Origin of the sequence: Massilia sp. Bi118 (assembly GCF_918697865.1) — a bacterium.
GTDB lineage: Bacteria > Pseudomonadota > Gammaproteobacteria > Burkholderiales > Burkholderiaceae_D > Telluria.
The window spans coordinates 1-5,591 of sequence record NZ_CAKKMV010000039.1; the positions used below are offsets into that span (position 1 = coordinate 1).

At 63.9% G+C, this 5,591-nt stretch carries 4 protein-coding genes and 1 rRNA gene; 1 reads left to right on the forward strand and 4 read right to left on the reverse strand.

Features of this window, described 5'->3' with window-relative positions; translation table 11 throughout:
* Positions 1-389 precede the first annotated feature (389 nt).
* From ampC to LQV39_RS26260, 3 genes are all read right to left on the reverse strand, one after another.
* Entirely contained in the window at positions 390-1,535 is a 1,146-nt protein-coding gene (ampC, locus tag LQV39_RS26250) for a class C beta-lactamase (protein ID WP_230030134.1), read from the reverse strand.
* A gap of 91 nt (positions 1,536-1,626) precedes the next feature.
* On the reverse strand, positions 1,627-2,397 hold the full coding sequence (locus LQV39_RS26255) for a LytTR family DNA-binding domain-containing protein (RefSeq protein WP_230030135.1): 771 nt from the start codon (positions 2,395-2,397) through the stop codon (positions 1,627-1,629).
* 3 nt (positions 2,398-2,400) lie between these two features.
* The gene (locus LQV39_RS26260) at positions 2,401-3,501 is read right to left on the reverse strand and encodes a sensor histidine kinase (RefSeq protein ID WP_230030136.1); all 1,101 of its coding nucleotides are present in this window, start codon (positions 3,499-3,501) and stop codon (positions 2,401-2,403) included.
* A 122-nt stretch (positions 3,502-3,623) separates the two neighbouring features.
* Between LQV39_RS26260 and bla the strand changes: the two genes are divergently transcribed.
* Positions 3,624-5,315 carry a subclass B3 metallo-beta-lactamase gene (gene bla / locus LQV39_RS26265; protein ID WP_230030137.1) on the forward strand — a complete coding sequence of 564 codons (1,692 nt, stop codon included), beginning with the start codon at positions 3,624-3,626 and terminating at the stop codon, positions 5,313-5,315.
* 51 nt (positions 5,316-5,366) lie between these two features.
* Here the strand turns inward: bla and rrf are convergent.
* Positions 5,367-5,479: ribosomal RNA gene (gene rrf / locus LQV39_RS26270) — 5S ribosomal RNA — on the reverse strand.
* Positions 5,480-5,591: the final 112 nt, after the last annotated feature.

Here is a 5,591-nt window from a genome sequence, read left to right on the forward strand (position 1 = left end):
GCTGAGCAACGTTATACTTTTTGTGAACATTTGATAATTTAAGTATTCAGCAGCCACTTACGCAGCTGCTGGCACTTCATCAAACGCCCACACTTATCGACTGTTGATTGTTAAAGATCGTATTCGGCACTGCCTTGCTGCGTTCTGCGAATCGTTTTGTTCGTCAGCAGCAGAGGAGGAAGATTATGCCGTGTTTCGCTTGACTCGTCAACCCCTCGTTTTTCTTCAACGCACTCGGCATGGCCGTTTATACAAGTTTAATTCGTTGATTCTATTAAACTTTTCGTGCGCTGCAGAAGCAGGACGCGAACTATAGCAAACAGCCGAGCTCATGCGCAAGGGTCGCGCGTCGCTTTTTTGCACACAGGTCGTCGGCAAGATCGCCGACTTTATTTGCGCAACTGCTCGAGGATGGCGTGGGCAGCCTGAATCCGCGCCTGAATCGGATAATTTTTATTCGCCAGCATGACGATACCAACCCGCTCGTCGGGCACGAACAGCACATAGGCGCCAAAGCCGCCTGTGGCGCCGGTCTTGTTGAACAGCGTGCCGCGCGGCGGCGCCTGTGGTGGCTGCAGCCTCGTGGCCGGATTCATCCCGCGGCTCATCTTCTCGGAATTCCCGGCCTGGAGCTGCGCCAGGCTGACCGGCGCGCGGTACTGCTCCCAACCGAGTCCCTGTACCGTATCGCCGATCTGGAAGTAGCCGGTATGCGTGCACTGCACCGCCTGGCGCATTGGTTCCGCCATCTGCTCCGGGGCGATGTTTGCCTGCACGAAGCGGATCATGTCAGCGGCGCTCGACTTTACGCCATACGCTTCTGCATCGAAGACGCCGGGATTGACCCGCACCGCCTTGTTCGCGCTGTTGTAGCCCCAGGCGTAATCGCCCATCGCCGCCGCCGGCACCCGCACGTGGGTATGCTTCAGGCCGAGCGCGGGAAACAGCAGACCGTCTGCGGCGTCGGCAAAACCGGTGTGCAGCGCCCGCGCCGTAATGTGCCCGAACAGGCCGATGCTCGGGTTGGAGTAGCGGCGCTGCGTGCCTGGCGCCGCATCCGGCGTCCAGTTGCGGAAGTAGGCCAGCATCTGCGCATCGTTCTCGACTTCATCCGGCATCTGCAGCGGCAGGCCGCCGGCCATGTAGGCGCCGAGTTCGAGCAGACTGGCGCGGTCGATCGCGCTGCCCTTCAGCCGCGGCAGGTATTTGCCGGGATGGTCGTCGAAGGACAGCTTGCCCTGGCCCTGCGCGTAGCAGCCCAGCGTGGCGGTGAAGGTCTTGCTGACCGAGCCGAGTTCGAACAGCGTGTTCTCGCTGACGGGTATCTGCTTCTCTTTGGACGCCAGGCCGTAATTGAAGAAGCTGACGTGGCCGTCGACGCTAACGGCGACCGCCAGCCCAGGCACCTCATGCTGCGCCATCATGGGCTTGATCGCCTTGTCGACGGCATCGCGCAGTGCAGTGGCACTCGGCGCGGCGTGACTCGTCAGCGGCTGGAGGCAGAGACAGGCAAGAACGATGGGGTGCAGGCGCATGATGGCTGGGAGCTTTGGTTGACGATGAACCAGTATAGACAGCGCGCCGCGGGCGCAGCCAGTGCGGCCATCCCGGCGCCCCGGCTTTTCGTCACATCGCGGACTTCAGCGCGCCCAGATAGCGCTCGCTGACCGCCACCGCGGCGCCGCAACGCAGCGTCAGCCTGTAGCTGCCATCGCCGACGGTCTCCAGGCGCGCGATCTGGCTGCGCCTGGCGATCGCACTGCGGTGCACGCGCAGGAAGTCGTCGGGCGCGAGCAGCGCTTCCAGGCGGTTCAAGGTGATGCGATGCAGGACCGCGCGTCCCTCCAGGTGGAGCTCGACGTAGTTACCGGCCGATTCGATCCATAGGATGTCGTCCACGCGGATCTGCTCGATGCGGCCGACCGAGCGCACATTGATGCGCGCCGGCCGCTCGACAGCCTGGCCTGTGCCGCCGGCGCCAGCATCGACATAGTCGCGCAGCGCGGCCCCATAGGCTTCGCGCTGACGCTGCCCCAGCATGGCGCCGATGCGCTCGACGGTCTGGGCCAGGCGTGCATCGCTCAGGGGCTTGAGCAGGTAGTCGAGCGCGTGCACCTCGAAAGCGTCGACCGCATGTTCGCTGTAGGCGGTGGCGAAGACGATCAGCGGCGGCACGCGCAGGCGGCTGATCTCGCGCGCGAGGACCAGGCCCGATTCGGTGGGCATCTGGATGTCGAGGAAGATCACGTCGACCTCGTGATCCGCCAGTGCCCTGCGCGCGGCGGCCGCACTGTCGCATTCCGCCAGCAGCAGCCATTCCGGATGCGCGGCCAGGGCCAGGCGCAGGTTGGCGCGGCTCGGCGCTTCATCGTCGACGATCAGGTAGCGCACGCCCATCGCTCACTCCTGCTCCAGCGGCAGGCGGACTTCGGCGACGAAGCGGCCGTCCTGCTGGCTGGTCGACAGCGAGGCCGTCGGATGCATCAGCTTCAGGCGCTCGCGCGTGTTCGCCAGCCCGAGCCCGGCGCCAGGATTCGGCGAAGCTTGCGCGCTGACCGGATTGTCGACACGGATGGCCAGGACCTCCCCCTCCTGTGCGAAGCCGAGACGAATGTCGCTCGGGCCCTCGCGGCAATCGAGATCGTGGCGCAGCGCGTTCTCGATCAGCGGCTGCAGCAGCAGCGGCGGGCATGCCACCTCGTGCAGCAGCCGGCCGTCGCCGTCGATCTGCACCTGCAGGCGTTCGCCATAGCGCAGGCGCTGCAGGTCGAGGTAGTCGCGCACGAACTGCAGCTCGGCAGCGACGGTGACGGTATTGCGCACGCTCGCCGACAGCGCATAGCGCAGCAGGTCGCTGAGACGGCCGATGCCGCCGAGGGCCAGGCTGCGGTCGCCGTCGCGCACCAATGCGCTGATCGCATTCAGGGCGTTGAACAGGAAGTGCGGCTCGAACTGGGCGCGCAAGGCCAGCATGCGTTGCTGCTCCAGTGCCAGGCGCAGGTTGAGCATGTCATTCTGGCTGCGCTGCCAGGCCAGTTCGCGCTCCCTGGCCTGGCGCCAGTAGTGAATCGCGAGGATGGCGGCGAAGGTGCCGGTGGTCGAGAACCAGCCGACCAGCAGCATCTTCATCAGCAGCAGGCGGGCATCTTCGAGGCTGGCGATGTGCAGGTAGCCACGCAGCCAGGCCATGTACGTCCACTGCGCAGGCTGGAACACCAGCACAAGACCGACGAACAGCGCGAACACATTACGCGGCCGCGCGATCAGGGCCGGCCAGCGCGCCAGGACCAGGCTCAGACCCGCGCTCAGGACGATCAGCGGCACCGCGTATTCGATGAACCAGGTGACCAGCAAGGCGGGATAGTGGCTGTCGACGCCGACGCGCAGGTTGTCGCTGTAGGTCTGCAAGGCGCCGAGGGCGCTGATCGCCGCCCACACCAGCACCGCGGTGGCAATGGTCCTGGGCGCGGGAGATGTGTTGGGCGAAGTGAATGGCGTCATCGGAAAAGTATAGCAGCGGGGCTCGCAAGCCGGACCGCCATGCTTGTCGGCTTCATCCCGCCGATGCGGGGTTTCGTCACCGGCTTGCTGCCGGGCGATCGGACCGGTTGCAGAATGTATTCATGAAAACGACCATCTGCCTTGCCTTGAGCCTCGCGCTCGGCGCCTGCACCATCGATGCCGGCGCCGCGGACTGGAACGCGCCGCAGGATCCCTTCCCCGTGTACGGCAACACCTATTATGTCGGCACCGGCGGCATCAGCGCCGTGCTGATCACCTCACCGGCCGGCCATATCCTCATCGACGGCGGACCGCCCGGCGCATCGAAGCAGATCGCCGAACATGTCCGCAAGCTGGGCTTCAAGGTCGAGGACATCCGCTACATCCTGAACGGCCACGAACACTTCGACCACGCCGGCGGCATCGCCGCCTTGCAAAAAATGACCGGGGCAACGGTGCTGGCCAGCCCGGCGGCGGCGGCGGTGCTGCGCAGCGGGCAGCCGGACAAGCGGGATGCACAGTACCCCACCCTGCAGGCGATGACGCCGATCGCGAAGACGCGCGCGGTGCGCGATGGCGAGATCGTGAAACTGGGACCGCTGGCCGTCACGGCCCGCTTCACGCCGGGCCATACACCGGGCGCCACCACCTGGACCTGGAAGGCCAGCGAGGGCGGCAAGACCATGAACGTCGTGTATGGCGACAGCGTGAACGCACTTGCCGCCGACGGCCGCAGCTTCAGCAGGAATCCGCTGTATCCGAACGCACGCGCCGACGTCGAGCGTTCGATCGCCACCGTCGAGGCGCTGGACTGCGACGTGCTGGTGAGTGCGCATCCGGAACTGAGCGACTTGTGGGAGAAGAAGGCGAGGCAGGCGGCGTTAGGGAATGCAGCCTTCGTCGACCGCGACGGTTGCCGCAAATATGCGGCGAAAGCGCGGGCCTACCTGGCGAAGACACTGGCGGCCGAATCCGGTACGGCGCCGTCGGCCTACCTGCTCGACGACACCGAAGTGCGCGATGTCCACTCACATGCCTTGAACCGCGACTACCAGGTCTTTGTCTCTCTACCGGAATCCTACCGGTCGTCGGAGCGGCGCTATCCGGTGCTGTTCGTCACCGATGCCGCTTATGGATTCCCGATCGCGCGCAGCATCGCCCAGCGCCTGGCCAAGCATGCGGGCCTGGAGGAAGCGATCGTCGTCGGCCTGTCTTACGCGAAAGGCGATAGCGCCGTGTACAGCCGGCGCCGCGACTACACGCCGTCGACGCCGCGCACGCAGAGCTATGCGTCCGACACGCCTGGCCGCGCGGTGGCCTTCGGTGAGGCGCAGGCATATGGCAGTTTCATCGCCGACGAAGTGGTACCGCTGATCGGGTCGCACTACCGCGCTGACATGCGGCGCAAGATCTTCGTCGGCCATTCCTATGGCAGCCTGCTTGGTTTGCAGATGCTGCTGACGCGGCCCGCGAGCTTCGAACATTACATCCTCAGCAGCCCTTCGCTGTGGTTCGACCGCGGTGTGATGTTCGACCGTGAGCAGGTGTATGCGAAGGCGCACAAGGATATGACGGCGTCGGTGTTCTTCGGTATCGGCGGACTGGAAACGCTGGCGGCCGGGAAGAAGCGCTCACGCAGCGAAGAGGAAGCCGATATGGTCGCCGACCTGCGCGAATTCGATGCGGCATTGCAGTCGCATCGTTATCCAGGACTGGCGACGCGATTGAAAGTGTTTGCGGACGAGGATCACGCGAGCGTGTTTCCGCTGGTATTAACGCATGGACTGCGGGCGTATCTGAAAAAGGCACGCTGAAAAGCAAAAAGCCCGCTCAGTGTTGACTGAGCGGGCTCTGCTTAATAATTAGCCTGACGATAACCTACTTTCACACTGGTTGCAGCACTATCATCGGCGCAAAGTCGTTTCACGGTCCTGTTCGGGATGGGAAGGGGTGGTACCGACTTGCTATGGTCATCAGGCATAAACTGTACGGGTATCGCTTTTGACTGCAGCGCTACCCTGAATCCGGAAGAAGTTAGTTTTACTTTGTAATCTGTTGTGTCAACAAACAGCTGTCATTGACCTGGCTTT